The organism is Campylobacter sp. MIT 12-8780 (assembly GCF_006864535.1).
In the GTDB taxonomy this organism is placed as follows: Bacteria; Campylobacterota; Campylobacteria; order Campylobacterales; family Campylobacteraceae; genus Campylobacter_D.
This window is the reverse complement of the sequence record NZ_QHLL01000006.1, coordinates 73,177-99,224: the sequence shown is the minus strand read 5'-3', so window position 1 is coordinate 99,224 and position 26,048 is coordinate 73,177. Positions and strand designations below refer to the sequence as shown.

Annotated in this window: 23 protein-coding genes; 21 read left to right on the top strand and 2 right to left on the bottom strand. The window is 34.2% G+C overall.

Annotation, left to right across the window (positions count from 1 at the left end; all coding sequences use genetic code 11):
- Positions 1 to 16 precede the first annotated feature (16 nt).
- The gene (locus DMB95_RS06035) at positions 17 to 466 is read right to left on the bottom strand and encodes a DUF5684 domain-containing protein (protein WP_142931329.1); all 450 of its coding nucleotides are present in this window, start codon (positions 464 to 466) and stop codon (positions 17 to 19) included.
- A 223-nt stretch (positions 467 to 689) separates the two neighbouring features.
- Between DMB95_RS06035 and DMB95_RS06030 the strand changes: the two genes are divergently transcribed.
- The 21 genes from DMB95_RS06030 (at position 690) to pssA (ending at position 23,536) form a co-directional block, all read left to right on the top strand.
- On the top strand, positions 690 to 2,423 hold the full coding sequence (locus DMB95_RS06030; protein ID WP_142931328.1) for an ABC transporter ATP-binding protein: 1,734 nt from the start codon (positions 690 to 692) through the stop codon (positions 2,421 to 2,423).
- Complete coding sequence (locus tag DMB95_RS06025) at positions 2,420 to 3,478, top strand: glycosyltransferase (protein WP_142931327.1); 1,059 nt, start codon at positions 2,420 to 2,422, stop codon at positions 3,476 to 3,478. Before DMB95_RS06030 ends, DMB95_RS06025 begins: the two co-directional genes overlap by 4 nt.
- Complete coding sequence (pglI, locus tag DMB95_RS06020) at positions 3,475 to 4,410, top strand: GalNAc(5)-diNAcBac-PP-undecaprenol beta-1,3-glucosyltransferase (protein WP_142931326.1); 936 nt, start codon at positions 3,475 to 3,477, stop codon at positions 4,408 to 4,410. Before DMB95_RS06025 ends, pglI begins: the two co-directional genes overlap by 4 nt.
- On the top strand, positions 4,398 to 5,513 hold the full coding sequence (gene pglJ / locus DMB95_RS06015; protein ID WP_142931325.1) for an N-acetylgalactosamine-N,N'-diacetylbacillosaminyl-diphospho-undecaprenol 4-alpha-N-acetylgalactosaminyltransferase: 1,116 nt from the start codon (positions 4,398 to 4,400) through the stop codon (positions 5,511 to 5,513). The genes pglI and pglJ overlap by 13 nt, the downstream gene beginning before the upstream one ends.
- A gap of 1 nt (position 5,514) precedes the next feature.
- Complete coding sequence (locus DMB95_RS06010; RefSeq protein ID WP_142931324.1) at positions 5,515 to 7,701, top strand: STT3 domain-containing protein; 2,187 nt, start codon at positions 5,515 to 5,517, stop codon at positions 7,699 to 7,701.
- A gap of 8 nt (positions 7,702 to 7,709) precedes the next feature.
- A complete protein-coding gene (pglA, locus tag DMB95_RS06005; RefSeq protein WP_142931323.1) occupies positions 7,710 to 8,876 on the top strand; it encodes a N,N'-diacetylbacillosaminyl-diphospho-undecaprenol alpha-1,3-N-acetylgalactosaminyltransferase in 1,167 nt (388 codons plus the stop codon).
- Positions 8,877 to 9,016: 140 nt separating this feature from the next.
- Positions 9,017 to 10,546 carry an ABC transporter substrate-binding protein gene (locus DMB95_RS06000; protein ID WP_142931322.1) on the top strand — a complete coding sequence of 510 codons (1,530 nt, stop codon included), beginning with the start codon at positions 9,017 to 9,019 and terminating at the stop codon, positions 10,544 to 10,546.
- A gap of 11 nt (positions 10,547 to 10,557) precedes the next feature.
- Positions 10,558 to 11,502, top strand: coding sequence for an ABC transporter permease (locus DMB95_RS05995; RefSeq protein ID WP_238386975.1), 945 nt, complete (start codon positions 10,558 to 10,560; stop codon positions 11,500 to 11,502).
- Entirely contained in the window at positions 11,495 to 12,280 is a 786-nt protein-coding gene (locus DMB95_RS05990; RefSeq protein ID WP_142931320.1) for an ABC transporter permease, read from the top strand. Before DMB95_RS05995 ends, DMB95_RS05990 begins: the two co-directional genes overlap by 8 nt.
- The gene (locus DMB95_RS05985; protein WP_142931319.1) at positions 12,277 to 13,035 is read left to right on the top strand and encodes an ATP-binding cassette domain-containing protein; all 759 of its coding nucleotides are present in this window, start codon (positions 12,277 to 12,279) and stop codon (positions 13,033 to 13,035) included. The genes DMB95_RS05990 and DMB95_RS05985 overlap by 4 nt, the downstream gene beginning before the upstream one ends.
- A complete protein-coding gene (locus DMB95_RS05980; protein WP_142931318.1) occupies positions 13,026 to 13,697 on the top strand; it encodes an ATP-binding cassette domain-containing protein in 672 nt (223 codons plus the stop codon). Before DMB95_RS05985 ends, DMB95_RS05980 begins: the two co-directional genes overlap by 10 nt.
- 135 nt (positions 13,698 to 13,832) lie before the next feature.
- Positions 13,833 to 14,435, top strand: coding sequence for an undecaprenyl phosphate N,N'-diacetylbacillosamine 1-phosphate transferase (gene pglC, locus DMB95_RS05975; protein WP_142931317.1), 603 nt, complete (start codon positions 13,833 to 13,835; stop codon positions 14,433 to 14,435).
- Positions 14,422 to 15,024, top strand: coding sequence for a UDP-N-acetylbacillosamine N-acetyltransferase (pglD, locus tag DMB95_RS05970; protein WP_142931372.1), 603 nt, complete (start codon positions 14,422 to 14,424; stop codon positions 15,022 to 15,024). The genes pglC and pglD overlap by 14 nt, the downstream gene beginning before the upstream one ends.
- On the top strand, positions 15,021 to 16,181 hold the full coding sequence (locus DMB95_RS05965) for an aminotransferase class I/II-fold pyridoxal phosphate-dependent enzyme (protein WP_142931316.1): 1,161 nt from the start codon (positions 15,021 to 15,023) through the stop codon (positions 16,179 to 16,181). The genes pglD and DMB95_RS05965 overlap by 4 nt, the downstream gene beginning before the upstream one ends.
- 3 nt (positions 16,182 to 16,184) lie before the next feature.
- Positions 16,185 to 17,966, top strand: a complete 1,782-nt coding sequence (locus DMB95_RS05960) for a polysaccharide biosynthesis protein (RefSeq protein ID WP_142931315.1) — start codon at positions 16,185 to 16,187, stop codon at positions 17,964 to 17,966.
- Position 17,967: 1 nt separating this feature from the next.
- Positions 17,968 to 18,867, top strand: coding sequence for a PDC sensor domain-containing protein (locus tag DMB95_RS05955; RefSeq protein WP_142931314.1), 900 nt, complete (start codon positions 17,968 to 17,970; stop codon positions 18,865 to 18,867).
- 141 nt (positions 18,868 to 19,008) lie between these two features.
- Positions 19,009 to 19,398 carry a chemotaxis response regulator CheY gene (locus DMB95_RS05950; RefSeq protein ID WP_137632254.1) on the top strand — a complete coding sequence of 130 codons (390 nt, stop codon included), beginning with the start codon at positions 19,009 to 19,011 and terminating at the stop codon, positions 19,396 to 19,398.
- Between the two features lie 18 nt (positions 19,399 to 19,416).
- Positions 19,417 to 20,250 carry a 50S ribosomal protein L11 methyltransferase gene (locus tag DMB95_RS05945; RefSeq protein WP_137632253.1) on the top strand — a complete coding sequence of 278 codons (834 nt, stop codon included), beginning with the start codon at positions 19,417 to 19,419 and terminating at the stop codon, positions 20,248 to 20,250.
- On the top strand, positions 20,251 to 22,182 hold the full coding sequence (ftsH, locus tag DMB95_RS05940; protein ID WP_142931313.1) for an ATP-dependent zinc metalloprotease FtsH: 1,932 nt from the start codon (positions 20,251 to 20,253) through the stop codon (positions 22,180 to 22,182). It abuts the gene before it with no gap.
- Positions 22,182 to 22,796 carry a phosphatidylserine decarboxylase gene (locus tag DMB95_RS05935; protein ID WP_142931312.1) on the top strand — a complete coding sequence of 205 codons (615 nt, stop codon included), beginning with the start codon at positions 22,182 to 22,184 and terminating at the stop codon, positions 22,794 to 22,796. Before ftsH ends, DMB95_RS05935 begins: the two co-directional genes overlap by 1 nt.
- Before the next feature lie 11 nt (positions 22,797 to 22,807).
- A complete protein-coding gene (gene pssA / locus DMB95_RS05930) occupies positions 22,808 to 23,536 on the top strand; it encodes a CDP-diacylglycerol--serine O-phosphatidyltransferase (RefSeq protein ID WP_142931311.1) in 729 nt (242 codons plus the stop codon).
- On the opposite strand, the gene DMB95_RS05925 is transcribed toward pssA, so the two are convergent.
- Positions 23,537 to 26,023 carry a hypothetical protein gene (locus DMB95_RS05925; protein ID WP_142931310.1) on the bottom strand — a complete coding sequence of 829 codons (2,487 nt, stop codon included), beginning with the start codon at positions 26,021 to 26,023 and terminating at the stop codon, positions 23,537 to 23,539.
- Positions 26,024 to 26,048: the final 25 nt, after the last annotated feature.

Below are 26,048 nucleotides of genomic sequence, written 5' to 3'. Positions count from 1 at the left end.
AAGCCTTTTTTGCAAATCATTGTATATTGTTTTGATTTTCTGATGTTTCTTCTAAGCTCTCTTTTTTATATACATAGCTTTTATCTAGAGCTAAAATCCACAACATTATCCAACTTATAAAAGGAATGCAAAGTGCGATTTTAAAACCCAGACTCACTTCAAATCTTCTTCCTAGATTTACATAAACAAAACAATAACATATGTATATTGCGATAGTAGCTATACCACCTAATGCAGATTCTTCTCCTGCAACTGCGGAGAGTATAAATCCAATCACAATAACAACCACAAGCAGCGCCCCTAAAGCTTCATCTTTAGCTACTTTACCTAGCATATAGAAATTATAAAATGGCACAAAAGCAGCCCAAGCATTAACATTAGCTTTTTTAAAGATCAAATAAAATGGTAAGAATATCACACAAAATATCCCTACAATCACCACTAACGCACCGATGTCGCCCATCATTTACTCCTTTTTAAATAAATAAAGCGTGATAATATCAAAAAAAAAAAAAAAAAAAAATCAAGTGCGAGTATATAAAAAATTATTTTTTAAAAAATTTATATCAAAAATGATGGAAAAATATCATTGTATTATAAAATCAATCCCATGTAAATTTATTTTCTACTTTTTGTATCCTAAGTATTTAAAAATTTAAGCTAGAATTTGGCATTCACAAAGGAAAAATATGCTTAAAAAACTTTTTGCTGTTTTATCGAAGCAAGATAAACGCTTTTTATTCGCCTTGCTTGCTTTTTCTGTGTTTATTTCTTTTATAGAAAGCTTTGCTATAAGTCTTATCATGCCTTTTGTGAGCTTAGCAAGTGATTTTTCTTATTTTCAAAGCAATGCCTTTTTAAAGAGTTTTTTTAGCAAATTTAGCCTAAGTGAGTATGAATTTGTCGCTCTTTTTGGGCTTTTTTTAATCCTTTTTTATCTTTTTAGAGCCTTTTTAAATGCCCTTTATTTTCATCTTTTAGCGCGTTTTTCTAAGGGGCGGTTTCATTTTTTTGCTTTGAGAATTTTTAAGCGAGTTTTGTTTTTAAATTATGAACGCTTTACTCAAAAAAAATCAAGTGAAATCATCAAAACCATTTCTAATGAAACTTACAATCTTAGCACCATGATTGCTTCTTTTATGCTTTTTTTAAGTGAAAGTTTTGTGCTGCTTTTAATTTATATTTTACTACTTTTAGTTGATTATAAAATCACTTTGTTTTTATCGGTTTTTTTGCTTATAAATGCTTTTATTTTACTGCGTCTTTTAAGTCCGGCTATAAAGCAAGCTAGCATTAAAAGAGAAAAGGCGATGAGTGGCTTTTTTGAGAGCTTAAATACAAATTTAAGCAATTTCAAGCTCATTAAACTTAAAGGCGAAGAACAAAGCGTTGCAAGGCTTTTTGGCGAACAAAGCAAGCTTTTTTCAAAGGCAAATATCAGCAGTGAAAGCATTAATGCCTTGCCAAGAATTTATCTTGAAGCAGTTGGTTTTTGCGTTTTGATTTTCATCGTGATCTTTTTACTTTGGCAAAATAAAGGCGATGTAAGAAGCTCTTTAGCGATGATTTCTATCTTTGTGCTAGCACTTTACCGCCTTATGCCTTGTGCAAACCGCATTATCACAAGTTATCATGATTTGCTTTATTATAAAAACTCGCTTGACATTATCTATAAAAGCCTAAATGAGCCTTATGAAAGGCTTGAAGATGAAAAAATCAGCTTTGAAAAAAAGATAGAAGTTAAGGATTTAAGCTTTCATTATGAGGGCAAAAAAGACTTATTTCATGGGCTTAATTTCACTCTTAAAAAAGGCGAAAAAATAGCCTTTATAGGACAAAGTGGCAGTGGAAAAAGTAGCTTTGTGGATATACTTTGCGGGCTTTTAAAACCAAAGGCTGGGCAAATTTTAGTTGATGATAGCGTGCTGAGTGAAAAAAATCTCAAAGCTTATCGTCAAAAAATAGGCTATATCCCTCAAGAAATTCATCTTTATAATGATACCTTAGCCTTTAATATAAGCTTTGAGCAAAATTTTGATGAAAAAAGACTACACAAAGTCATAGAACAAGCCAATCTTAAAAATTTTGTCTCAAATTTAAAAGAAGGCATATATACTCAAATTTCAGATTCCACCCTAAGTGGAGGACAAAGACAACGCATAGCCATAGCAAGAGCACTTTACACAGAGCCTGAAATTCTCGTGCTTGATGAGGCTACTTCAGCCCTTGATAATGAAAGTGAGGCAAAAATCATGAATGAAATTTATGATTTAAGCAAGGATAAAACCCTCATCATCATCGCTCATCGTTTAAGCACTATTAAGCATTGTGAAACGATTTATAAACTAAAAGCTGGGATTTTAAGCAAACTTGATGCTAAGCAAAAAGAGCTGATTTTATCTCGGTATAAAGAAGAAAAATGAAAATTTGTTTTATCATCGCGAGTTTAGGAAATGGCGGAGCTGAACGCGTTTTAGTCAGTCTTGCTAATGAGTTTTGTAAAAAACATAGTGTGCAAATCATTAAATTTGATGATAAAGAAAGCTTTTATAAGCTTGATGAGAGCATATATTTAAAAGAACTGCCTAAGTTTAACTGGCAGAATTTATATCATAAAATAGCAAGCAGGATAAAGAAATTCCTTGCTTTAAGAAAGGCGATGAAAGAGGCTAAGGCTGATATTTTCATCTCTTTTTTAGATACTACGAATATCGCTTGTGTGTGGGCTAAAATAGGCTTAAAATCGCCCTTAATCATCAGCGAGCATAGCACACAAAGTTATTTAAAAAGCAAAATTTGGCGTTTTTTAAGAAGGCTAAGTTATCCGCATGCTCAAGCTTTAACCGTGCTTTCTTTGCAAGATAAAAGCTATTATGAAGCCTTTGTAAGCAAGGTTGAGCTTATCTTTAATCCTTGTCATTTTAGCATATGCCAAAATCCTAAAAAAGAAAATTTAGTGCTTTTTGTAGGCAGGCTTGATGCTAATAAAAACCCAGCCCTTTTTTTAAGGGCAATTTCAAATTTAAGTGCTGATTTAAGAGCAACTTACCGCTTTTGTATAGCAGGAGATGGCGAGCTTAAAGATGAGCTTATCTTGCAAGCACAAGAACTTGGCATAAAAGTGGAGTTTTTAGGCAGGGTAAAAGATATGCAAAGCCTCTATGAAAAAGCAAAAATTCTTTGCCTTTGCTCCTTTGTGGAGGGCTTGCCAACGGTTTTGATCGAAACTTTGTTTTTTAAAATCGCTCGCATAAGCACAGATTATGTCAATTCAGCTAGGGATTTAATTAGTCCAGACTTTGATGGCTTTTTAGTGGCACTTGATGATGAAAAGGCTATGGCTAAGGCTTTAGAAAAGCTAATGAGTGATGAGAGCTTAAGAGAACAAATCGCACAAAAAGCCTTAAAACGATGTGAAAATTTTTCAATTCAAAATATTGAAAAACAATGGTTTAAACTCATAAGCGAGCTACAATGAAGCCCTTTTTATCAGTTTTAATTTGCACTTATAATAGACTAGAGCTTTTAAAACAGGCTTTACAAAGCGTGCTAGAGCAAGACTTTAAAGACTTAGAAATCATCATTAGCGACGATCACTCAAATGATGGCACAAAAGAGTTTATCAACACTTTTGCAAAAAATGAGCCTCGCCTTAAATACAGCCTTAATACCAGCTATAAAAAGGGTCCAAATGGAAATAAAAATAATGCCCTTGATCAAGCAAGGGGCGAGTATATTTTGTTTTTAGATGATGATGATATGCTTTTAAATGGGGCTTTAAGCACGCTTGTAAGTAAAGTTAAAGAGGGCTTTTCTCATGTTTTTGGCAATTGCTTGCTTGAAAAAGATGGGGTTTTAAGCACTGAATTGAGTGGAAAAGGCTTTACTAAGGATAGTGAAGTAAGCAAAAAAGACTTTTTGCTAGGTAAGATGAATGGGGAATTTTTGGGTATGTTTAAAAAATCCTTGCTTGAAAACAGCCGTTTTGATGAGAATTTTTGGGGCAATGAAAGTGTGCTTTGGCTGAACTTATATAAAGAAAAAAGCTTTTATATACACAAGGCTTTGAGGATTTATCGTATCAAAAGAGCAGATAGTGTTACAAATCAAGCCTTTTTAAAGGCTGATCGTGTGTATTTAGGCTATGCAAAGATGGCTGAGCTTTTAGAATGTGAGCTTAAAAAGACTAAGGATAAAGATTATAAAGCTGCTACAGCAATGCAGTATAAAATGGCAGCTTATTATGCAAAGATGGCAGGACTTTATAAAAAAATGTATATTTATCTTTTTAAAAGCCTTAGTATAAAGCCTAATTTTCCAGCACTAGCCTTGCTTTGTTTAAGTTTTGTTCCAAAAGCAATGTTACAATATTTTTCAAAAATCAGAGTGAGTTTAAAGTGCAAAAATTAGGAATTTTTATCTATTCTTTAGGAAGCGGTGGGGCTGAACGCGTCGTGGCTACGCTTTTGCCATCTTTGTCTTTGTTTTATGAGGTGCATATTATCTTGATGAATGATAAAATTTCTTATGAGCTTGAAAACGCTCAAATTCACTTGCTTGAAAACTCAAAGCCAAGTGAAAATGCACTTTTAAAATTCCTTAAACTTCCATTTTTGGCTCTAAAATACAAAAAACTTTGCAAAAACTTAAAGTTAGATAAGCAATTTGTCTTTTTAAACCGCCCAAATTATATAGCCTTGCTTGCTAGAATTTTTGGCTTAAAAACCCCTCTTATCATCAATGAATGCACCACTCCAAGTGTGATGTATCAAAGCCTTAGCCCAACTTCACTTGTGAATAAATTTTTAATACAATGGCTGTATCCAAAGGCTGATTTAATCCTAGCAAATTCTAAGGGCAATCAAGAGGATTTAATTTTAAATTTTAACATCAATGCTAGCAAATGCAAACTCCTTTATAATGCCATTGATTTAGAAAAAATCACACAAAAAGCAAATGAGCCTATAGACTTTAAGGATGATTTTATACTCAGCATCGGTAGGCTTGATAAGGGTAAAAATCACGCTCTTTTAATCAAAGCTTATGCAAGGCTTGATACAGAGCTAAAGCTTCTTATCTTAGGCGAGGGCGAGCTCAAAGACGAGCTTGAAAGCTTGATAAAAAGCTTAAATTTAAAAGAAAAAGTCTTTTTGCTTGGCTTTGATAATAATCCTTACAAATACCTAAGCAAATGTAAATTCTTTGCCTTTGCTTCAAGCTTTGAGGGCTTTTCAAATGTCTTAATAGAAGCCTTAGCTTGCCATTGCGCTGTGCTTAGTTCAGATCATAAAAGCGGGGCTAAAGAGCTTTTTGGGGATAATGAATTTGGACTTTTAGTCAAGGTAAATGATGAAAATGCCATGTTTGAGGGCTTAAAAATCATGATAGAAAATGAAAGCTTAAGAAAAGCCTATCAAGAAAAAGCTTATCAAAGAGCTAAAAACTTTGATAAAAACGAGATCGCTAAAAAAGCTTTAGAGTTCTTAAAAAGCTGTGAAATCAAGGAAAACTAAGATGAAAAAAAATCAAAATTCACATAAAAAAACAGAATTCTTAAAAACAAATTTCTTTGATAGGGTTCAACTCTCACTCAAAAACGAATTGTTTTTATATATAGCCTTAGCCTTTATTTTTAGTGTGCTATGTAGGCTCTATTGGGTGTTTTGGGCAAGTGAGTTTAGTGAGTTTTATTTTAATGATGAGCTTATGATTATCTCAAATGATGGATATGCTTTTGCTGAGGGTGCAAGAGATATGATTGCTGGCTTTCATCAGCCAAATGACTTATCTTATTTTGGCAGCTCCTTATCTACGCTGACTTATTATCTTTATAAGCTCACGCCTTTTAGTTTTGAAACTATCATCTTATATATGAGCGTGTTTTTTAGCTCCCTTGTTGTCGTGCCTGTTATGCTTATTGCTTATGAATATAAAATGTTAAAAGCTGGCTTTTTAGCAGCCTTACTTGCAAGCATTGCCAATAGCTATTATAACCGCACTATGGCAGGGTATTATGATACTGATATGCTTGCTATTGTGCTTCCTTGCTTTGTGCTGTATTTTATGATCAGGCTTATCATCAAAAAAGATAAATTCTCCCTCATCACCCTGCCCTTTGTGATGATGTTTTATCTTTGGTATTATCCCTCAAGTTATACTTTAAATGTTGCTTTTGTAGGGCTTTTCTTGCTTTATACTCTTGCTTTTCATCGACAAGAAAGGATAAATTATGAGGCTTTAAGCTTTATGCTTATCGCACTTGCTCCTATTGCTTGGTTTTATCAAGCTGCAATTTTAGCCTTACTTTTTGCATTTTTCAATCTCACAACTCGTTTTTTTACACTCAAAGCTTTAATTTGGCTTTTGATCTTAAGCCTTGTTTTTCTTTTTTTAAGCGGTGGGCTTGATCCTATTTTATATCAGCTTAATTTTTACATCTTTAAAAGTGCTGCTGTAGGAAGCGTGAGTGAGAGTTTTAGCTATTTTAATGTCAATCAAACCATACAAGAAGTAGGAAGCATAGATTTATCAGTCTTTATGCAAAGAATTGCAGCCAGTGAGCTTGCCTTTATATGTGCGGTTTTGGGCTTAATCTTACTCATCAAAGATCACAAAAGCTTTTTACTAGCCTTACCTATGCTCGCACTTGGTTTTTTGGCTTTACGCGGGGGACTTAGATTTACCATTTATGCGGTGCCTGTGATGGCTCTTGGCTTTGGGTATTTTGTATATTTTTTAGTCCTTAAATTAGCTCACTTTAGGCTAGCAAAGCCCATTATACTCACTTTTGCACTCATTATCAGTTTAGGTTTTGCTTTAAAGCATATCTACGAATACAAAGCCCCAAGCGTGTTTAATGCAAATGAAGCTCGAATTTTAGATAGGCTTAAAAGTATAGCTAGTGCTGAAGATTATGTGCTTGCGTGGTGGGATTATGGTTATCCTGTGCGATATTACAGCGATGTTAAAACCTTAGCTGATGGAGGCAAGCACTTAGGCAAGGACAATTTTTTACCATCTTATGCTCTAAGTTTTGATCAAGTAAGCGGGGCAAATTTAGCAAGATTAGGTGTTGAATACACCGAAAAAAGTTTTTATGATAAAAATGACAGCCTTTTGCAAGCTGATCTTTTAAAAGCTATGATGAGAGATTATAATGCAAGTGAAGCAAGCTTGTTTTTACATGCTCTTAAGTATAAAAACTTCAAAGCAAATGAAAAAACAAGGGATATTTATTTTTATTTACCAGCTCGTATGTCGCCTATTTTTCCAACTGTAGCGAGCTTTTCACATATTGATTTGCAAAATGGGCAGATTAATGATCCTTTTGTTTTTAGCACAGCTTTAGCTTTAGGAAAAGATGAAAAAACAGGCTTTTATTATTTAAGCAATGGTATGTTTTTAAGCGATGATTTTACACATATAATGCTTGGTGAAAATGCCTATGCGATCAAGGCTGTATATGAATTTGACTCTATAAAAGATGCTTCTTTTAAGCAAAGAATGATTGATGAAAATGGTAATTTTTATGTATTTTATCTTAAAGAAAGCTTAAGTTATCCTATGCAATTTATCATTATGGATAAAACAATGTTTGATAGTCTATTTGTCCAGCTTTTTTTCTTTAATAATTACGACAAAGATTTATTTGAACCAGTCATTTTAGATAAAGATGCGAAAATTTATAAGCTTAAGCGTTAGGTAAAGCTGTGAGAGTAGGATTTTTAAGCCATAGTGGGGCAAGTGTATATCATTTTAGAATGCCTATAATTAAGGCTTTGGAGGCAAGAAATGATGAAGTTTTACTCATCTTACCAAAAGATGAATACGCTTTAAAGCTTGAAAAAATGGGTTTTAAGGTTGTTTTTTATGAGCTAAAAAGAAGCTCTATCAACCCTTTTGTAGTGTTTTTGAACTTTCTCTCGCTTTTAAAGCTTTTAAAAAAGCTTAAACTCGATCTCATTCAAAGTGCAGCTCACAAAAGCAATACCTTCGGGCTAATCGCTGCAAAATTTGCAAAAATTCCTTATAAACTCGCGCTTGTTGAGGGCTTAGGTAGCTTTTATATCGACAATGACTTAAAAACTCGCCTCGTTCGCCTTAATATAGAGCTTTTATACAAAATTTCTTTTACAATCGCTGATAAATTCATCTTTGTAAATGAAAGCAACGCTCATTTTATGCAAAATCTTGGCTTAAAAGAGGAAAAAATCATCATCATCAAATCAGTTGGTATAAACTTAAGACAATTTTTTCCTATGATTGTAAGCAAAGAGCAAAAAGAGCATTTTTTCAAAGAACACAAACTTGATCCTCATAAACCTTTGGTTATAATGGTTGCAAGGGCTTTATGGCACAAGGGTATAAAAGAATTTTATGAAGCAGCTTTAAGCTTAAATAACTTTGCAAATTTTATTCTTGTTGGCGGACGCGATGAGAACAAATCTTGTGCTGATTTAAAGTTCTTAAATGGAGGCAAAGTGTGCTATCTAGGCTCAAGAGAAGACATCGCTTTTTTGCTTAACCTAAGCGATATTTTTGTCCTACCAAGCTATAAAGAAGGCTTCCCGGTCAGTGTTTTGGAAGCAAAAGCGTGTAAAAAAGCTGTGGTGGTAAGTGATTGTGAAGGTTGCGTGGAAGCTGTAAGAAACGGCGTTGATGGACTTTGGGCAAAAACTGCAGATAGTAAAGACTTAAGTGAGAAAATCAAACTCTTACTCGATGATGAAAGATTAAGAGTAAATTTAGCCAACAACGCTTATAAAGACGCTCTAAACTACGATGAAAATCTCATCGCTGCAAGGTATTTAAAGCTTTATGATGAGCTTATGAAAGTTAGAATTTATGAAGCACAAAACAAAATAAACTTTAATTAAATTTTGCTCTGCGTTTTAGATCAGCTCTTTATGTAATTATTTTTTCTTTTTGTCCTAAAAATATCCCCCTAGGGGGCTTACTAAAAAATTTATTTTATACTATAATCTTTTAAAAAATTTTATAACAACAAGGAGTGTAAATGTTTAGAAAGTATTTGTTGCTGGTATTAAGTGCTGTTTTTTTATTTGCAGCTACGCCAAAAGATACTATAGTTATCGGTGTTGAAAATGAACCAGAAAGGATCAATCCTGTATTTAGCGAAGACCATGACGCTGCAATAGGACTCATTTTTTCTGGACTTGTTCATTTTGATCAAAATATGCAGGCTCAACCCGATCTTGCAAAATCTTGGAGTATAAGTAAAGATGGCTTAAGCTATGAATTTGAATTACGTAATGATATACTTTGGCATGATGGGATTAAATTTAGTGCAAAAGATGTGCAATTTACACTTCAAACTTTAATCGACCCTAAACTTAATGCACCAACAAAGGCAAATTTTGAAAACATAAAAAAGATTGAACTTATCAATGATTATAAGATTAAAATCACACTTTCCCAGCCTTTCCCAGCTCTTTTAGACGCTTTGAGCTTAGGCATACTACCTGCTCATTTGCTTGAAGGTAAAGATATAAATCTTGATAAATTTAATCAAAATCCTATAGGCACAGGACCTTTTAAACTTAAACAATGGAAAAAAGGGCAATTCATGATCCTTGAAGCAAATGAAAATTTTTATCTTGGCAAAGTGCAAAGTAAAAAACTCATACTTAAGCACCAACCAGACCCTAATGTAAGTGCAATTGAGCTAAAGGCTGGAAACTTAGATGTTGCTTTAGCGAGCTTTGAGTTGGTAAAAGATTTTCAAAATGATAAAAATTTCAAAGTTTTAATCGAAAAAAGTGCTGATTACAGAGCTTTAATGTTTAATTTTAAAAATGAAATTTTAAAAGATAAAGCAGTAAGACTAGCTTTAAATTATGCTGTAGACAGAAAAGCTGTTGTTGAAAAATTATTACACTCGCTTGGAAGTGAGGCGTATCAACCCTTGCAAATATCTTGGGCAAGTCCATTGAAATATCAAAAATTTGATTATGATCTTGCAAAAGCTTCGCAAATTTTAACCCAAGCAGGCTATAAGAAAAATTCTAAAGGAATTCTTGAAAAAAATGGTAAGACTTTGAGCTTTGAAATTTATACCATGAGCAACGATCCTTTGCGCGTAGCATTAATTAATTTACTTGTAAGCGAATTTAAAAAACTTGGTATTGAAGCAAAGGGCATAGCAAAGCCTTCTGGAAGCTTTGATTATACTAAGGTTGATAGCTTTTTAGTGGGCTGGGGCAGTCCTTATGATCCAGATTTCCATACCTTTAGAGTATTTGCAAGTGAAAAGATTAATCAAAATGGCTGGAATTTTGGGCATTATAGCAATGAAAAAGTAGATAAAGCTTTAATTAAAGCAAGAACTAGCCTAGATAAAAATGAGCGACAAAAAGCGTATGCTGAGTTTATCAATGCTATTCACGATGATCCTCCTTATATATTCATAGCGTATTTAAAATTTGCTTTGGTTTATAATAAAAACATAAGTGGCATTAAACCTTATGTTTTAGGACATCATGGTGTGGGTTTCACACTCAATGCTTGGCAATGGCAAAAAAAATAGAGTTTTAAGCATTGTTTGTTTTTAAGCGTTTATTCTGTGCTTTTATACTTGTTTTCGTGGTGGGTTTTTTATGCCTTATGCTTATTCATTCAAGCAAAGGAAGTGTTGTGTTTGCAAGCTCACCACAAGCAGTAAATGAGCAGATAAAAATACAGATTGAAAGCAATCTTAATCTTGATAAGCCTCTTTTGGAACAATACCTCAGTTGGGCTAAGGGCGTTTTAAAGGGAGATTTTGGCTTTTCTTTGATTAATGGTGAATCTGTGAATAATATCCTTAAAGAACGCTTACCCCATACCTTAACACTGACTATAAGTGCTTTTGCACTTTTATTTTTCTTAAGTTTATTTCTTGGAGTTTTAAGTGTGATTTATAGAGATACTTTGTTTGATAGAATTATCAACATTGTCTGTATGAGTTTTTTTGCCCTACCAAGTTTTGCTTTAAGTTTGGCTCTTATTCTTGTATTTAGTGTATTTTTAGGAATTTTTCCAAGTTCTGGTGTGAGCGATCTTGGTTTTGAACAAGATTTTTTTAATAAAATCTTACATCTTATCTTACCTGTTAGTGCTTTGGTATTATCCCATCTTGCAGTATTTTTAAGATTAACAAGAACAGCTTTAATAGAGAGTTTAAATCAAGGCTTTATTGAAGCAGCTTTTGCAAGAGGATTGAGTATAAAAAGAATTTATTTTCATTTTATACTTATCCATGCTTTAAGCTCTATTATCACCTATTTTGCTGCTTCTTTTGTAAGTTTTATCATGAATGCAGTGGTGATAGAAAATGTTTTTGCTTATGAGGGTATAGGAAATTTGCTTGTTAAAAGTATTTTGTTTAAAGATTATCCTATCGTTCTTGCTATACTTAGCTTAAGTATTATTGCAGTTACTTTGGTTAATATCTTTGCTCAATATCTTTGCAAAATAATCAATCCAAGGCAAATTTATGCGTAAGATTTTGATTTTAAGTCCATTTCTTTTTTGCTTATTGTTTGCTTTATTCGTTCCTTTGCTTAGCCCATATGATGCAAATTTAGTCGATCTATCACAGGCTAGACAATACCCAAGCTTCAAGCATTTTTTTGGCACAGATTTACTGGGACGCGATCTTTTTGTGCGTTGTGCTTACGCACTTAGAGTTTCATTTTTTGTTGGATTTATAGCCTCGTTTTTAGCTTTAACCATCGCACTTGTTTATGCCTTTGTTTCAAGATTATTTTTGCATACTTTTTTTCTTGGCGTTATTGACGCTTTGCTTGCTTTGCCTTCTTTAATTATTGTTATGTTTGTGCAAAGTTTTTTAGGCGCAAATTTATTTGTCATGGCTTGTATCATCGCCTTAGCACATTTTGCTTATATCGTTAAGCTTTTAGATAATGAAATTGATAAGGTGCAAAAAACGGACTTTTATCTTTCAGCCATTGTTCTAGGAAGCACAAGATTAAAAGCTTTATTAAGACAGGTTTTACCGGCAAGTCTTAATATAATCCTTGTTATTTTTATACTTAATATAGCTCATGCTATAGGCAATGAAGCAAGTTTAAGTTTCTTTGGGCTGGGTGTAAATTTAGGGGAGGCGAGCTTGGGAATTTTACTTAGCGAGGGAGCAAAAGCTATTTTTATCGGTGCATGGTGGCTTGTGGTTTTTCCATTATTTTTTTTATTATTACTTATATTACCCTTGCTCGCTTTAGCTAATTTTTTACAAGATAGTTTGGGAGTAAAAATTTGATTTGCTGTGAAAAACTCAATGTTTGTTTTCAAAATAAGGCTTTACTAAAGGACATCAGTTTTCATCTTAAAGAACATGAGATATTAGGGATTATAGGTAAAAGCGGTAGTGGTAAGAGCTTGTTGGCTAAATCCTTAATAAAACTCTTGGATAAAAACCTTTCTTTAAATGCAAAAAAGTGCGAAGTTAATTCTTTTGATATACTTCAATGTAAAAATTTGCAAGATTTAAGATCGCAAGTTGCATACATCTTTCAAGATTCTAAGGCAAGCTTTCATCCTTTTTTGGATATAGGAAGGTATTTTGAAATTTGTCTTAAAACACATACTCAGCTCACTTCTAAAAAACTTAAAGAACTTGCTTTTATATATTTTGATGCTTGTTTGCTTAAAGATAAAGAAAGAATTTGGCATAGCATGCCTTATCAGCTTAGCGGTGGAATGGCAATGAGAGTGCAATTTGCCCTAGCCCTAGCCTGTGGAGCAAAAGTGCTAATTTGCGACGAATTAACAAGTTCTCTTGATCAAAAAAATATAGACAAAATTAGTCAAATTCTAAACAATATAAAAAATAATACAAGCCTTATACTCATCTCTCATGATCTTGATTTTATCAAGCAACTTAGCGACAAAATCATTGTGCTTGAAAAAGGAGAAATTGTTGAGCAAGGCTTAAAAGCTGATTTTTTTCAAAATCCACAAAGCCTATATGCTAGGGAATTACTCAAGCTTTACGAAAGGCAAATATGCTTTTAAGAGTAGAAAATCTTACCAAACAATACGCCTTCAAAAAACATTTTTATAGTAATCTTGAATTTATAAAAATTTTTAAGGAATTGAATTTTTCTTTAAAGATTGGTGAAAATTTACTCATAGAAGGAGAAAGTGGTAGTGGTAAGAGCACGCTTGCCCGAATTTTATGTATGATTGAAAAACCAAGCTCTGGAAAAATTTTTTTTGAAGATAAAAATATTTTTTCACTTAATTTTGAACAACAAAGACAGCTAAGAAGACATATACAATATGTTTTTCAAGAACAAAAACTCGCTCTTAATCCCTATAAAAAAGCAAAGCAACTCATTGATGAAATCTATGAAAATTTTAATCTTAAAGTCAATCTAAAAGCTTTTGATGGGCTTTTAGAACTTTTTGAATTTGATAAAAGCTTCTTGAACCTAAAAGCGCAGCAACTTAGCGGAGGAATGGCAAGTAGGCTAGGACTTATTAGGGCTTTGCTCCCTTCTCCTAAGCTGTTAATATTAGATGAAATAAGTGCTTGTCTTGACTTGAGTGCAAGCATTAATATACTTTCTTATCTTAAAAAGCTTCAAGATCAAAGGCAAATTAGCTATGTTTTCATCTCTCATCAAAAAGAACTTTTTTTGAATTTTAAGCCTAAAATCATCACATTGAACTAAAGATTGTCAAATATATCTATTTTCTCTCTAAATAAAGCAAGTAAAATATTTTAGAGTGAAAAACTCATTAAATTTCATTTAACAAAACACATTATAATCAAGCTTTTAAAGCACAACTTAAAACAAAGAAAGATTATGTATAAACACTTTTTCAAACGCGTTTTGGACTTTTTAGCAGCTTTGTTTTTGCTTATTTTACTTAGCCCTTTAATGCTTTTTGTAGCTTTCATACTTAAACTCGTGCAAGGGGGCGTGATTTTTACGCAGGCTCGTCCGGGTTTAAATGAAAAGATATTTAAAATTTATAAGTTTAAAACTATGAGTGATGAAAGAGATGAAAAAGGTGAGCTTTTGCCAGATGAAGAGCGTTTAAAACCCTTTGGCAAGCTTGTTCGCTCGCTCAGCCTTGATGAACTTCCTCAGCTTTTTAATGTCTTAAAAGGCGATATGAGTTTTATTGGACCGCGTCCTTTACTCGTTGAGTATCTGCCTTTGTATAATGAAGCTCAAAAACACCGCCATGATATGCGTCCGGGTATTACTGGCTGGGCTCAGGTAAATGGGCGTAATAACATAAGCTGGGCGAAAAAATTTGAGCTTGATCTTTATTATATAGAGCATTGTTCGTTTTTTTTAGATCTTAAAATAGCCTTTTTAACCCTTGAAAAAGTGCTTAAAAGAAGTGGAGTAAATAAAGATGGCAACGCAACCACAAGCAAATTTAATGGCTCAAACTGAAAAAATTTATATTTATGGAGCAAGCGGACACGGGCTTGTGTGTGCTGAAGCGGCTTTAAATATGGGCTATAAAGAAGTGATATTTTTAGATGATGATACAAAAAAAGGCATAAGCTTTAATGAAAGCTTAGAAAAACACGATATTTTCATCGCCATTGGAGCTAATCACACAAGAAAAATCATCTTTGAAAAAGTAAAAAAAGCTGGCTTTAAGTGCGTGAATTTAATCCATTCAAGCGCTATTATAAGCCCAAGTGCAAAGCTTGCAAAAGAAGGTATTTTAATCATGCCTCAAGTTGTTGTAAATGCTAGGGCTGTGATTGAACAAGGTGTGATTTTAAACTCAAGCTCTGTAATCGAGCATGAATGTTTTGTAGATGAGTTTAGCCATATCAGCGTAGGCGCAAAACTTGCTGGAAATGCTAAAGTTGGCAAGCAAAGCCTAGTTGGCATAAATGCTTGCATTTTACCAAATATAAGCTTGGCTCAAAAAAGTACATTAGCAGCTGGGGCAGTTTTAACTCAAAATACAAATCAAAGTGGCGTTTATATAGGCGTGCCAGCAAAATTTATAAAGGAGCAAAAATGAGGTATTTTTTATCCCCACCTCACATGGGTGGCAAGGAGCTTGAGTTTATAGAAGAAGTTTTTAAAAGCAATTATATAGCCCCTTTGGGTGAGTTTGTAAATCGCTTTGAAGAAAGTGTAAAGCACTATACCAAAGCAACAAATGCTCTAGCTTTAAACTCAGCCACAGCAGCACTGCACCTTGCTTTAAGGGTAGCTGGAGTAAAAGAAGGCGATGTCGTGCTTGCTTCAAGTTTTACTTTTATCGCTTCTGTTGCGCCTATTCGCTATCTTAAGGCTAAGCCTGTGTTTATTGATTGTGATGAGACTTTTAATATCGATGTAAATTTGCTTAGAAAGGCTATACAAGAAAGCCCTACACCACCAAAAGCCTTGATTTTAACTTATCTTTATGGCAATGCAGCCAAGCTTGATGAGATTATAAGCCTTTGTAAAGAGCATAATATCATTTTAATCGAAGATGCAGCTGAGGCTCTAGGAAGCTTTTATCAAAATAAGGCTTTAGGCACTTTTGGAGAATTTGGAGCTTATTCATTCAATGGTAATAAAATCATCACCACAAGCGGAGGCGGAATGCTTGTAAGCAAAGATAAAGAAAAGCTCGAAAAAGCAAGATTTTACAGCACTCAAGCAAGAGAAAATAAAATTTATTACGAACACAAAGACTATGGTTATAATTACCGCTTAAGCAATGTTTTAGGAGCCATTGGCGTAGGACAAATGGAAGTTTTAGAAGAAAGAGTGCTGAAAAAAAGACAAATTTATGAGTGGTATAAAGAGTTTTTAGGCGAAACTTTTTGCTTTTTAGATGAATTTCAAAACTCAAGATCAAATCGCTGGCTAAGCACGGCTTTGCTTGATTTTGATACAAATGAACTTTTTGAGTATGAAAAAGAAAGCAAAGCTGGCTTTAAAGAAGCAAACTTACACCCAAAAATTCAAAAGCTTATAAAAGACTTGCAAAATGAGGGCATAGAATCGCGTCCTTTGTGGAAAAGTATGCATACCCAAGAGCTTTTTGAAGGCGAAAAATGCTATATTAACGGCAATAGCGAGCTATTTTTTAAAAAAGGAATTTGTCTTCCAAGTGGTACAACTTTGAGTAAAGACGAGGTAAAACTTATCAGTGAACTTGTGCTAAAAAGCGTCAAAGGCTAATTTATGAGGGATAGTTTTTATAAAAGCAAAAGATTGATCTTTTTTTTGTGCTGTGATTTGATATTATTTGCACTTTCGATTTTTTTGGCTTTTGAGTTACGATTTAGCGGGGATATCCCAAATATCTTTTATGCTGGTATGTTTAAAGCTGGCGTGATTTTGCTTGTGCTTAAAATTGGCTTATTTTTTACCTTTAGAATTTATAAGGTAGCGTGGCGGTTTTTTTCTTTGAATGAAGCGCGCAAGATTTTTGTGGCTTTGGTGCTGGCTGAGCTTATATTTTTAGTGATATTTTATTTTTTTGATGATTTTTTCAACCCTTTTCCAAGAAGCGTTATAGGTATAGATTTTGCCCTTTCTTATATCTTCATCGGCACGCTTCGTATTTCAAAACGCATGCTTGTGGATTTTAGAAAAACGCGTTTTGAGAAAGAAACACCTTGTGTGGTTGTAGGAGCAACTTCAAAGGCTTTACATTTACTCAAAGGTGCCAAAGAAGGATCTTTGGGACTTTATCCAGTAGCCGTAGTTGATGCAAGAAAAGAACTCATCGGCACATATTGTGATAAATTTATCGTTAAAGATAAAAGCAAGCTTGAAGAGTTAAGCAAAGAGGGCGTAAAAACAGCGATCATTGCTCTAAAGCTTGAGCAAGATGAGCTTAAAAAGCTCTTTGATGAGCTTGTGGGATATGGGATAAATGATATCAAACTTTTTTCTTTTACAAGCAATCAAACAAAAGATATCAGCATAGAGGATTTGCTTGCTAGAAAGCCAAAAGACTTAGACAATAACGCTGTGGTAAGCTTTTTAAAAGATAAGATAGTCCTTGTAAGTGGAGCTGGAGGGAGCATAGGAAGCGAGCTGTGTAAGCAATGTATCAAATTTGGGGCTAAAAAGCTCATTATGCTTGATCACAGCGAATACAACTTATATCAGATCAATGAAGATTTAAGCAAACATAAAGAAAAAATCGTGCCTGTAATGATGAGCTTGTTAGATGAAAGCAAGCTTGATACTCTTTTAAGCACGCACAAACCTGATTTGATCTTGCACGCAGCTGCTTATAAACATGTCCCGCTTTGCGAGCAAAATCCGCACGCTGCAGTGGTTAACAACATACTTGCAACAAAGATACTCTGTGATTTGGCTAAGAAAAACAAGGTTAAGCGTTTTGTTATGATAAGCACAGATAAAGCCGTGCGTCCAACAAGTATTATGGGTTGTACAAAACGCGTATGCGAGCTTTATACTTTAAATTCTTCAAGCAAGGATTTTGAGGTTGCTTGCGTGCGTTTTGGCAATGTGCTTGGCTCAAGTGGAAGCGTGATTCCTAAATTTAAAGCTCAAATTGCTGCAAATGAGGCTTTAACCATCACGCATAAAAATATAGTGCGTTATTTTATGCTTGTTAGCGAAGCAGTTCAGCTTGTATTGCAAGCAGCCGCTATTGCTAAAGGTGGCGAGCTTTTCGTGCTTGATATGGGCGAGCCGGTAAAAATCATTGATCTAGCTAAAAAAATGCTTACACTCTCAAACAAACCTGAACTTGGGATCAAAATCACCGGCTTAAGAAAGGGCGAAAAGCTTTTTGAGGAGCTTTTGATCGATGAAAACGATGTTAAAACGCAATATGAGAGCATATTTGTAACCAAGAGTGAGCCTTATGAGCTTGCAAAGTTAAATGAACAAATTCAAACGCTTTGTCTAAGCAAAGATGAGGATATAAGCGCACTTTTAGCCAAAATCGTGCCAGAGTTTAAGCACAACACAAAAGAAGGATAAAATGTATATTAAAGACATACAAAAATTTGAAGAAAATCGCTACAAAGCAAGAGCATATATGAGTTATATACTCACAAGAAATTTACCAAACAAACTCCCTAAGATAGAGCTTTCAAGTGTATTTAATGCCCTTGATAAGCTCGCTCATGAAGTGAAAAACTTTGACGCTTTATATGTGCTTGATCCTTCAGGCAAACAACTTGAAAACACCATCAGTCTTAAAAAGGAATTTTGCACCGGTAAAGGCGAGGATAGAAGCAATAGAGCGTATTTTTATAGGGCTGTGAAATTAAGACGTTGTGTTTTAAGCGATCCTTATCCTTCAAGCTTGCATAATGAGCTTTGTGTAACAGCTTCTATGCCGATTTTTAACGCGCAAAATAAGCTTGAATGCGTTGTGTGTATAGATATGAAACTCGTTGAAATTCTTAAGATTATCCAAGCGAGTCAATTTGAGTTTTTCTTTATGCAGTTTTCTCGCGTGGTGTATTTTTGTTTTGCTTTTGTGCTTTTTATCATCACTTGCTTTTTGCTTCACAGAGGCATTGTTAGCCTTTTTTATCAAAGTGGGATTGAAATTCAACAAATGTTTGAAAGCACGATTGCGATCACTTTAGCCTTGGCTATCTTTGATCTAGCTAAAACCGTGATTGAAGAAGAAGTGCTTATGCGAAGCAAAAAAGAAAAAAGTGGTATTCAAAAAACTATGGTGCGTTTTTTAGGCTCTATTATCATTGCTTTAGCTATAGAGGCTTTAATGCTAGTCTTTAAGCTTGTAACTGGCGAATTATCACAGATGATTTATGCCATTTATCTTATTGTAGGCGTGAGCGTGTTGCTTATCGGCTTGAGTATTTATCTGTTCGCGGTAAAATACAAAGGGGAGTATTTGAGTGATTAAAACAAATTTTTGTTTTATTAATTTAAAAATAAAGAAAAAAATGTTATACTTTGTCTTCGCTTTTTAACTTGAAATAAGCTTAAAAAGGGTAAAATACACAAAAGTTTTTGTATAATCGTTTAAAATTTGAAAGGACAAGTCGTGAAATTGTTAGTTGTTGATGATAGCTCTACGATGAGAAGGATCATTAAAAACACGCTAGAAAAACTAGGACACAGCGAAGTTTTAGAAGCTGAGCATGGCGTTGAAGCTTGGGACTTACTCAGCAAAAATGATGATGTAAAAGTTGTGATTACTGATTGGAACATGCCTGAAATGAATGGGCTTGATCTTGTCAAAAAAATTCGTGCTGAAAAAAAATACGAAGATATGCCTATCATCATGGTTACTACAGAAGGCGGAAAAGCTGAAGTTATCACAGCTTTAAAAGCTGGGGTAAATAATTATATCGTTAAGCCTTTCACTCCGCAAATTCTTAAAGAAAAACTAGAAGATGTTTTAGGCACAGGCTCAAGCACCCCAGCCGAATAAGAAAAGACAGCTTTTTGAATGCAAAATCATTATAATGAATTTTTCTTTAAGGTTGATGAAGTCTATAAAAATATATTCACCGACTTTATCTTCGAACTTGGAATAGACGCCCTTGAAGAAAAAGATGGTGGCTTTTATATACGATCAGATGAAGATTTAAGCGATATCATAGATGCTATTTTTCTTCTTAAAAGCAAACTAGAACAACAAAAAAACACAACGATCAATCTTGAAAGCAAATTTGAACAAAAAGAAAACAAAAACTGGATAGAAGAATACAAAAAAAGCGTCGCTGCAATACAAATTGATAATTTTTATATACACAGCTCTTGGCAGGAAAGCAAAAAAGGATTGATAAATATACAAATCGATCCAGCTCTTGCCTTTGGCTCTGGACACCACGAAAGCACACATTCTTGCATACAGCTCTTGCAACAATACGCCAAAAAAGATATGAAAGTCCTTGATGTAGGCTGTGGAAGTGGAATTTTAAGCATTATTTTAGCTAAACTCGGATGTAAGGTTGAGGCTTGTGATACTGATGAAATCGCCGTTGAAAGTAGCTTAAATAATGCCAAACTCAATCAAGTAGGTTTTCAACGCATTTGGCAAGGTTCTCTTAGCGATACAAAAGAAAAATATGACTTAATCGTTGCAAATTTAGTCGCTGATATCATCTTGAGCCTTGCAAAAAACCTGCAAGAAAGCCTTAAAATAAATGCTTATTTAATTCTTTCTGGGATTTTAGATAAACACGAAGAAAGAATTAAGCAAGCATTTGTAAATTTAAAGCCTATTACAAGCCTTAAAAATAACGAATGGCTCAGTTTGGTATATCAAAAGGAAAGATAAATGAACGAAAATAATCCAAATCAAAAAAATAACAACAATAGCAACAATTTTTTTAACAAAAATCCAATTTTTCTCTTTGCGATTTTTGCCCTTGTTGCTATATTTTTATTTAAAAGCTTTGTAGATAGTGGCTCTATAATGGGTGGCGAAGGTGGCAGTTTAGCCGGAGCAAGTAGCACACAAAATGTGCCTTATTCTGAGCTTAAAAGACTTGTAGAAAACAACCAAATCGCTCAAGTAAGCATAGGACAAACAAGTGTTAAAGCCCTTTCCAAACAAAATGTGCTTTATGTAGCCAAAAAGGTAGGCAATGATCCAAGCTTCATCGCCTTGCTTGATAGCAAAAATATCTCTTATGGAGCGTATTCTGAAAGCAATTGGTTTACTGATTTGCTCTTTTCTTGGGTTTTACCGATCTTCATTTTCTTTGGAATTTGGATGTTCTTAGCCTCAAGAATGCAAAAAAATATGGGAAGCTCAATACTTGGCATAGGAAGCTCTAAAAAACTTGTCAATTCAGAAAAACCAAAGGTTAAATTTAACGATGTAGCCGGTGTTGAAGAAGCTAAAGAAGAGGTAAAAGAAATCGTTGATTTTTTAAAATATCCTGAAAGATATATCAACTTAGGCGCTAAAATTCCTAAAGGACTTTTACTCGTTGGGCCTCCTGGAACTGGTAAAACCTTGCTTGCAAAAGCAGTTGCTGGAGAAGCTGATGTGCCATTTTTCAGTGTAAGCGGATCAAGCTTTATAGAAATGTTTGTGGGTGTGGGCGCATCTCGTGTGAGAGATTTGTTTGAAAATGCCAAAAAAGAAGCTCCAGCTATCGTTTTTATCGACGAAATCGATGCTATCGGTAAAAGCCGTGCAGTTGGCGCTGCTATGGGTGGTAATGATGAAAGAGAACAAACCTTAAATCAACTCTTAGCTGAAATGGACGGCTTTGGCACAGAAAGCTCACCTGTGATCGTTTTAGCCGCAACCAATCGTCCTGAAGTATTAGACGCAGCTTTGCTTAGACCGGGACGCTTTGACAGACAAGTGCTTGTTGATAAGCCTGATTTTAAGGGACGTTGTGATATTTTACGCGTGCATATGAAAGATGTTAAAATATCACCTGAAGTTAAGGTTGAAGATGTTGCACGCCTTACAGCTGGGCTTGCTGGAGCTGATCTAGCAAATATCATCAATGAAGCTGCACTTTTAGCTGGACGAGATAGTAAAAAATATGTCGAGCAAAAAGACTTAATCGAAGCCGTAGAAAGAGCCATAGCTGGACTTGAGAAAAAATCTCGCCGTATCAACGAAAAAGAGAAAAAAATCGTGACTTATCATGAGTGTGGACATGCGCTAATTGCTGAGACAACTAAGGGTGCAAAAAAAGTCAGCAAGGTTTCAGTCATCCCAAGAGGCTTAGCTGCACTTGGCTATACTCTAAATACTCCAGAAGAAAATAAATTTTTAATGCAAAAACACGAGCTTTTAGCTGAAGTTGATGTGCTTTTAGGCGGAAGAGCAGCCGAACAAGTCTTTATTGGTGAAATTTCAACTGGAGCAAGTAATGATTTAGAGCGCGCTACTGATATCATAAAAGCCATGATTTCTATGTATGGAATGAGTGAAATCGCTGGACTTATGGTGCTTGAAAAGCAAAGAAATGTTTTTTTAAATGGCGGACAAACTATAAAAGATTATTCAGATAAAATGGCTGAGAGTTTAGATGATTATGTCAAAAAGACGCTTGATGAAAGATATAAAGGTGTCTTAGAAACACTTAGCGCATATAAAGGAGCCATAGAAACCATGGTAAGTGCTCTTTATGAAGAAGAGACTATAGAAGGTACTAAGGTTAGAGAGATCATTAAAAATTATGAACTCGAAAATGATATGCCAACCCGCTTACAAGAGCAAGAAAGCAAAGATATAAAATAATGAAAATAAGCCTTGTAAAATCAGCCTTTGTTTTACTTATCACTGCTGTTGTTGTATTTGTGGTGGTATGGATTTTTTGGCGTTTTTCTTGGCTATTATTTTTTATCTTACTTGCACTTTTTTTTATCCACAGAAAGCCTTCAAGAGAGCTTGTTTGTATGGATAAAAAAGCCGTCTTAGCTCCAATTGATGGTAAAATCATCGCGATAAAAAATATCACACATAAGGATTTGGGCGAGTGCATAGAACTTGATATTAAAAACCTGCTTTATGAAGCTGGTGTAATTTATACAAGCGCAGCTTTGCAGGTGCAAGAGATTAAAACAAGGCATGGGCTTTTCCTGCCTTCAAGTTTTGAGCTAAGCAAAAGCCTTAATGAACGTATTTTTATACTCGCTAAGCAAGAAAAACATTTGCTAGCTACGCGAATTTGTGCTGGTTCCTTAGATAGAAGCATTAAAATTGACAATCTTAAAGAAAGCTATCAAGCCGGCGAGGAGCTAGGCTTTACGCTTAATGGCACAATAAGCTTGCTTTTGCCAAAAGATACTCGTTTGCTCGTGGGTGTAGGCGATGAGCTTAAAGCTTGCACTTTGCTTGGCTATCTTTCTTAAAGGTTTAAATTATGCAAGAACACAAACCTCAGCTTAGCTATATCCTGCCAAACCTTTTCACAGCCGCATCGTGCTTTTGTGGAGTGATTTCTATCATCTCTTCGATCAATTCAAACTTTAAATTTGCAGTGTTTTATATCTTTTTAGCCCTCGTTTTTGATGGACTTGATGGACGCGTCGCAAGACTTACAAATACCACTTCTAAATTTGGTGTTGAGTTTGACTCTTTGGCTGATCTTGTCGCTTTTGGTGTAGCTCCGGCTGTGCTGTTTTATGTAAGTTTTGGATATGAATACGGCAAAATAGGTTCTTTAATCACAGGCTTTTTTATTGTCTTTGGAGCTATTAGACTTGCTCGCTTTAATGTCACCACAGGCACTTATGAACCTTCAGTTTTTATAGGACTTCCCATACCAACAGCTGCTATTGTAAGTGCAATTTATACCCATGCTTTTTTAAGCTATGAGTGGCTAAAGCCTTATGAGATCGTGTTTTTATGCTTGCAACTCATGCTTGCGTTTTTAATGGTAAGCAATATCCGCTACCCAAGTTTTAAAAAGATGGATTTAAGTAAAGCAAATATGCTTAAAGTCTTAGTTTTACTCATCTTAGTTTTTTCAATGCTCTATCTTTTCACACTTGAAAGCATACTTCTTATCGTAAGCGTGTATGTATTTTATGGAATTTTACGGGCGATTTGGAATTTGCTTACCAAATTTAAAAGACTAAAAAAAGACTAATCATTCTTTTAAAAAGCCATATTCATAGACTTTAAGAGCGATTTTTTGAGCTAAAATTTCAAGCTTATTTTTCAGCGTGCTTAAACGAGCGTTATACTCAGGATTTAGACTTTTTGAGTTCATTTTGCCTTTGTCATTAAAGCCTTGAAAATATGCTTTTATATTATAAAGAGAAGCATTAGCGTTATATTCGTTAAGATAGGCAAAATCGCCTTTGTGTGCTTTGGTGGTGAATTCTTGCTCGTGATAATAGCTAAAAAGCTCTTTGCCAGCTTCAAAAACAGCTTTTGCTTCTTTGCTAAATTTCAAAGGCTTTGAAGGGATAAAATCTTGATTAAAAATCCCATTGCTTGTTATCTTGGCATTCATAAAGTCAAACATAAAATGAGAGCTAAAGCTATCCTTTGCCCTAATCTCATTTTCATCAAAGGGTATAAAATGATTTGCTCCTTCTTTTGAGCTTATGCGGTTTTGTCCGTGAAAAAGAGTAAAAGCTAGGCAGTCGTTATGAAATTCCTTATCTTTTTTCCATTCATCTTTTGGGTATAAAAACTGATCTCTATCATTGAGCCAAGTTGCTTTTATGCAGTGTCGAACTGCGAAATAGATTGAAAAAGGAATAAGATTATTTGCTGTTATATTTAAACAATATCTAGCCTGTTGTTGAGACAAAATTGTTAATTGTCCATTATGTTGAAAGTCTGGAGAAGCACTCACCATTAATCCTACAATATTACCATCATCTTTAAAGCCAACCCACCACTTTTGCAAAGATTGATTTTCTATATGTGAGTAAAAAGTTTTTTTACCTAAAGTCTTGCCATATTTATCAAAAATTCTAAGTTTGGCTTTTTTAAATTCCTCAATTTGTGCTAAGTCCCAAATCAAAAAGCCAATAGGAAATTCGCCTTTGACATTATCAAAAGTTGCGGCGGGGCAGATGAAGCCAGAAAGCAGCTTCGCTGCGAAGGCGGTGCGAAAAGTAGAAAAGTTTGAAGCTTGGAGAATTTTCAACTTTGAAAATTCTCCAAGCTTCGCGCCGGAAATTTCTTTATAAATGCGTATAAAAAATTGGGCAAAAATTTCATTGCTTGCTTTACCTATGATATTTTTATATTTTTCGTAAGTTTTGTTTGTGATAGCTACGCCATCTTTATTTTTGCCTGTATTTGTAACTTGGGTTGCTGAAGTAGCCTCAGCATAAGGTGGATTGATAAAGATAAGTAATTTTTTTCTTTTTTCCTCATCTTTTAAAATTTCTTGCAATTTATCCGGTATTTTTGATTTTTTGATGAGTTTGCCTTTTTTATCTACTTCATCAAAAAGCTCATCATTTAAAAAGTCAAATTGAAAGATATGCTTTTCAAAGAGATTATTTAAGCCCTTTTTAGCATCATCTTTCATTATCTTTACATCAGCTTCATCTAGGGTTGAGGCAAAAATTTGCTTTTTATTTTGTAAATTTGCAAGCAAATTTCCAGTGCCAGCGGCTAAATCCCAGATAAAATACTCCTCTTGGTAATCCTCGCCTAAGCTTTTAGCTAAATATTCTTGAGCTTTTTGCACCCAAATTTGAGGGGTAAAAAAGGCTCCTTTTCGCTCTCTTATGTCTTGAGGCACGAGTAAATCACGTCTTTGTAGTATGTAGTTTTGCACCTCTTTGCGTGGTGGGCGTTCGTAGTTGTGCCAAAAATCATGATGAGCCTTTTGCTCGTCTTTAAATTTAAAACTAAGCTCAAAGCCATTTGGCAAGGTTTTTTCATAATGATCTTTTTTTAAAATAACTTCTAAATTATCTTTTAAACTTTCATTATCCTTAGAAAGCAAATCAGCTAAGTAAAAATCCGCTGGATTAAGCTCTTTTATCCTACCATTTTCATCTTTATAATCAAGCTTTATACTAGGTTTTACCTTTGTAAGCCATTGTTGATAGATGATATTGAAGTTATTTTTGGTTACACCTATCTTTACGCCTTTGCCCCAGCCTACGATGAAGTCATTTTTGATGAAACGCTCTAAGTCTTTGTTTTTTTCGTTTTCTTTAGTAAAAAAGTTAAAAATCGTGCTTTTTCTAGTAAGAATTTCTTTACTTTGAGCGTAGAGTTGCTTAAATTCTTTACTCTCGTGATCTGAGGGTCTTACTTGCCAGTTAAAATCATTTTGTGTAAAGACATTAGCGATTTCATTGTAAGGTAAAAAGGCGATTTTCTCTGAGTCAAAGGCTCCTAGATACTCGGGTGGAAGTTGTTTTTCGTGAATTTTGGCTTTGCCTATGGTTAAGATGAGTTGCACGAAGCTTTCATAGATATCAGCCTTGTTTGAAGCTTTTGCTTCAGCCCATAATAAAGCATTGTTTTTAAACAAATTTTCGCTTTGTATAACACAAAAGTCTATATTTTCGATGATTTTTGTGGTGTCAAAATTCGAGAAAAAGTCCTTTGCGACTTTAAGTTTAAGTTCTTCTTCACGAATTTTTAGACTATACATTTACTCTTCCTTGTTTTTGCTTTGT